Raw genomic sequence first — 4,313 nt, 5'->3', positions numbered from 1 at the left:
CAATGGCGCTGACTACGTCCGCACCCACGCGCCTGGAGATCTGCGAAGCGCAATCACCTTCTCGGAAACCCTCGCGAAATTTCGCAGTCGCGACGCCAGAGACCGAGGGTTAGATCATGCCTAGCATTCACCTTCCGGCCGCCCGCTAAATATCTCCTTTTGGGTTGTTAATAAAACATCCAATAAGTTGACTGTGCGTGAAAAAGAAAGTTTTGTGTGATGGCGTTGAAGATCGCACCGTTAAGCTCTTATGTGGGATGGTGCAGAGCTCGACGACTACCGATAAAACGCAACCGCCGCAAACAGACAAGAAAAAGCCCCAACTGATAACAGTTGGGGCTTCAGTATTGTGATTGGTGGAGCAATAGCACCCTGAACCCAAAACCTTCTCGCTCAACCGGTAGTGGCTGATAACAACTCGTGAGGGCTATTGCGGGTTAAGCATTTAGCGATGTCTAGGGCCAGACTGGACGTCTGAACGCAAGCCGCTGATACTGTACATAACTACAGTATCAGCGGAGGATACCCATGTCGCTGGCAAGGAACGCCACGGCGAGTCAATCGCCCACTCAAACAAACGGTTACGAACGCCACCAACCCGACCAGACGCTGCTCTACCAGCTGGTTGAGCAGCACTACCCAGCCTTCAAAGCCTCACTCGAAGCCCAAGGTCAACACCTGCCTCGCTACATCCAACAAGAATTCAACGACCTCCTCCAATGTGGCCGTCTGGAGTATGGTTTCATGCGGGTTCGCTGCGAGGATTGTCATCACGAGCGTCTGGTCGCCTTCAGCTGTAAACGACGCGGCTTTTGCCCTAGCTGCGGTGCCCGCCGGATGGCCGAGAGTGCGGCGCTGCTGATAGACGAAGTCTTCCCCAAGGAGCCCATTCGCCAGTGGGTGCTCAGCTTTCCTTTCCAGCTACGCTTTTTGCTGGCTCGCCATCCCCAGCTGATGGGCCAGGTCTTGAGTATCGTCTATCGTACACTCTCAACTCATCTGATCAAAAAAGCCGGTTACACCAAAGCCTCTGCACAAACTGGCTCAGTGACTCTTATCCAACGCTTTGGCTCCGCGCTAAATCTCAATGTCCACTACCACATGCTGTTTCTCGATGGTGTCTATGCCGAAGATGACTATGGCAAGCAACGCTTCCATCGTGTCAAGGCACCCACTTACGATGAGCTGAATACGCTCGCTCACACCCTCAGCCATCGCATCGCTCGCTGCATGGAAAAGCGTGGGATTTTGGAGCGTGATGCCGAGAATACGTGGTTGACACTGGAAGAGGGCGAAGACGATACGCTGACTCAATTACATGGTGCTTCGGTTACGTATCGCATTGCCGTCGGCCCCCAGCAAGGGCGCAAAGTCTTCACCCTGCAAACCTTGCCAGGGCGTGAGGATAAAGCCGACTCAAGCAGTCGAGTAGCCAACCATGCTGGTTTCTCGCTACACGCCGGTGTGATGGCCGAAGCGCATCAGCGGGATAAGCTTGAGCGCTTGTGTCGCTACATTAGTCGGCCAGCGGTTTCAGAAAAACGTCTGGCATTAACCGCCAATGGGCAGGTGCGTTACGAGCTCAAAACTCCGTACCGCAATGGCACCACCCATGTGATCTTCGAGCCGCTGGACTTCATCGCCAAACTCGCTGCGTTGGTACCTAAGCCGCGAGTCAACCTCACACGCTTCCACGGCGTCTTTGCACCGAACAGCAAACACCGAGTTCAAGTAACACCCGCCAAGCGGGGCAAGAAGCCCGACAAATCGGAAGGTCTCGATACTAACTGGCGTGACAAGAGTCCTGCAGAGCGCCACCGCGCCATGACCTGGATGCAACGCCTCAAGCGAGTCTTCAATATTGATATTGAAGTCTGCGAACACTGCGGCGGTCACGTCAAAGTGATTGCCAGCATCGAAGATCCGAAGGTCATTGAGCAGATTCTCAAGCATCTGAAACAGAAAACAGCCAAGGCGAATGCCGCCAAGCAGCGTGAGCTGCCACCAGAACGAGCGCCGCCACTGACTCCCAGCCTGTTCGATCCATCACAGAGTCGTCTCTTTGACTGACGACCCCAAATCCAACACTGCTCAACACTGCCAACTTTTAAACGGGGCGGTGGGGCAGTTTGTATCTCTCGAGCTATCAGGCTAGAGATTTTACCGCCAAATCGAACCTTATTAGAGCGGTTTAGGCTGGACCGGCAGTTAAAATTGGGGCTTGAGCGGTAAACGAGTGAGGGAATTTCAGGTAAGATACTTCGGATGAGGAGCAAAAAGGTGGTTTATACTTCCTATACCCAAACGGGGCTATGCTAATCTGGAAATAGTAAAGCGGTCAAACATTTTACTAGATAGTTTTAACAATTTAGCGAATATTGGTGATAACCCAACAGAATCAGATTTAAGAAAACTAATCTTATTCTGTGTAGTCACACTATATCTACTAGAGGCTATTAATTTTATGGCTTCTTTCGCAATTACATTCGGCATTGCTGAACGTGGCATATTACAAGGTATAGGACAGAACGTTACCTTGATTGCTAGAGATGAGATCCTGCACGCTAAAGGCGGCTCAGTAGTGTTGGGTATCTTAAAACAGCAGTGGCCAGAAACATTTGAATCTTTGCGTCCCACTTTTGCAGCGATGTTAAAGGGTGTAGTAAGCGACGAGCATACTTGGGCAGACCACGCGTTTAGCAATGGTCGTCAGTGTGTGGGTATTAATGCTAAGAGAATCAAAGACTATGTGGACTGGGTTGCCCAACCTGTAGCAGATACACTAGGAGTTCCTAGACTAACTAATCTCGCAGAAAATCCACTACCGTACATGGATAGTTATACTGACGCTTCTAAGATTCAATCAGCAGCACAAGAGATACAATTAACCGCATATTTAGTTAATTCCGTAAAATCAGTATCAGATGCAGAAATGGAAAAAACATTAGCTAACTTAAGAGAGGAATACCTAAATTGAAACAAGCAATATTTGCAGTAGCAGAAAATCTAGCCTTTGGGCTAGATTTAGGTCTACCTTGGGACAGTATACCAGACGATTTACCAACGTTTAATAAACTAACGCAGGGAACAGACCTGGTAATGGGCAGAACTACTTATGAATCCTTACCGTTCAAAGCATCTGCTAATAGGCAGTTTATAGTGGTAAGTTCTGGACTTATGCAGCCCGAAAACGCCAATGTAATTATCCTAAGACCAGAAAACCTCTACACCTTTTTAAGGAGTACGGGGCGCAATATTAGTTTAATTGGGGGTATGTCCTTGTTGACAGAGGAAAACCTTAAGTTAATGGATAAGATATATATGACTGAGGTAAAGGGGGAGTTCGTAGCTGACGTGTTCTTGCCGAGCTCAGTGTACGATTTTGTCAAATCAAAAGAATCCGTACCAGTATTTCACAATGACCAAGCAGAAATGAGACTGTATGCGTAATTACCAAGAGCTATTAAAATATGTCATAGACTGCGGTACAGAAACAGCAGACAGAACAGGGGTAGGTACTATATCTATTTTTGGCGAGACCTTACGTTGGGATTTAAGTAAGGGATTCCCAGCAACTACGTGTAAGGAGTTGAAGTTCCAGGGCTAAGCAGTAACAATAATATTAACAACACCAGATGCAGTTATAATAATAGTATTTAAGACACCAGAAAGACTGCTGCGACAGTCATTTTGAACAACACCAAAATGCCGTAAAGGCAGTAGTAACAACACCAGTGAAAACATCACGATAGCATAGTGATATGCCTGAGTGTGTGTAATTAAACAATAAATAAACCGCCATATATAACAGAAGATAGTATTCTGAATGGCATGCTTTTCTGTTCAGTATAAACATATCATCCCGGTTGGTATAAGGATGATATATAATAAGTTAAGCTGAACACATATTTATTTTGGTTTTATTTTACAAATAAAGTAAGACGATCCGTTAAGTCAAAGCGGGGTATATTTATTATACCCTGCTTTTTTATTTGTCCGCCGGGCGCGGATAATGGATCAGATTATGCAGTGTCACAATGGCCTTACCGGGATTGGCGTAAGCGTGCGGGATATCCGCATGGAAGCGCAGGGATTCCCCGGCAGAAACGGTGTGCCACTCATCCCCCAGCCGCAGTTGTAATGCGCCTTCCAGTACAATGACATGTTCTCTGGTTCTGAAATCCATCCCTGTCGGTGTTGCTTATGCAGTCTGGTCGGGACTCGGCGTCGTCATAATTACAGCCATTGCCTGGTTGCTTCATGGGCAAAAGCTTGATGCGTGGGGCTTTGTAGGTATGGGGCTCATAATTGCT

General features: G+C 47.8%; 5 protein-coding genes and 2 pseudogenes. 6 read left to right on the top strand and 1 reads right to left on the bottom strand.

Annotated elements, in window-relative coordinates; all coding sequences use genetic code 11:
• The 5 genes and pseudogenes from DZ860_RS24315 to DZ860_RS24930 all read left to right on the top strand — a co-directional run.
• Positions 1 to 124: pseudogene (locus DZ860_RS24315) on the top strand (sulfonamide-resistant dihydropteroate synthase Sul1); the annotation flags it as partial.
• Positions 125 to 528: 404 nt separating this feature from the next.
• On the top strand, positions 529 to 2,070 hold the full coding sequence (locus DZ860_RS23450; RefSeq protein WP_000050481.1) for an IS91-like element ISCR1 family transposase: 1,542 nt from the start codon (positions 529 to 531) through the stop codon (positions 2,068 to 2,070).
• A gap of 217 nt (positions 2,071 to 2,287) precedes the next feature.
• Positions 2,288 to 2,977 carry a ribonucleotide-diphosphate reductase subunit beta gene (locus DZ860_RS23445; RefSeq protein WP_077880257.1) on the top strand — a complete coding sequence of 230 codons (690 nt, stop codon included), beginning with the start codon at positions 2,288 to 2,290 and terminating at the stop codon, positions 2,975 to 2,977.
• Positions 2,974 to 3,450 (top strand): dihydrofolate reductase, encoded by a 477-nt coding sequence (locus DZ860_RS23440; RefSeq protein ID WP_063106511.1) that lies wholly within the window; start codon positions 2,974 to 2,976, stop codon positions 3,448 to 3,450. Before DZ860_RS23445 ends, DZ860_RS23440 begins: the two co-directional genes overlap by 4 nt.
• Complete coding sequence (locus tag DZ860_RS24930) at positions 3,443 to 3,607, top strand: thymidylate synthase (RefSeq protein ID WP_077880258.1); 165 nt, start codon at positions 3,443 to 3,445, stop codon at positions 3,605 to 3,607. Before DZ860_RS23440 ends, DZ860_RS24930 begins: the two co-directional genes overlap by 8 nt.
• Before the next feature lie 381 nt (positions 3,608 to 3,988).
• Here DZ860_RS24930 and DZ860_RS24925 read toward each other — a convergent pair whose 3' ends face one another.
• Positions 3,989 to 4,186 (bottom strand): cupin domain-containing protein, encoded by a 198-nt coding sequence (locus DZ860_RS24925; RefSeq protein ID WP_000347577.1) that lies wholly within the window; start codon positions 4,184 to 4,186, stop codon positions 3,989 to 3,991.
• On the opposite strand from DZ860_RS24925, the pseudogene DZ860_RS23425 reads away from it, so the two are divergent.
• Positions 4,167 to 4,313 (top strand): annotated as a pseudogene (locus tag DZ860_RS23425) (DMT family transporter); the annotation flags it as partial. The gene DZ860_RS24925 and the pseudogene DZ860_RS23425 sit on opposite strands and share 20 nt — an antisense overlap.

This window comes from Vibrio sinensis (assembly GCF_003605645.1).
GTDB lineage: Bacteria > Pseudomonadota > Gammaproteobacteria > Enterobacterales > Vibrionaceae > Vibrio > Vibrio sinensis.
The sequence above is the reverse complement of the archived record's forward strand: the minus strand, read 5'-3'. Positions and strand labels throughout refer to the sequence as shown.

Coding starts and splice junctions, on each gene's coding strand:
- DZ860_RS23450 (WP_000050481.1), top strand. CDS start 529: ATGTCGCTGGCAAGGAACGCCACGGCGAGTCAATCGCCCACTCAAACA.
- DZ860_RS24930 (WP_077880258.1), top strand. CDS start 3,443: ATGCGTAATTACCAAGAGCTATTAAAATATGTCATAGACTGCGGTACA.
- DZ860_RS24925 (WP_000347577.1), bottom strand. CDS start 4,186: ATGGATTTCAGAACCAGAGAACATGTCATTGTACTGGAAGGCGCATTA.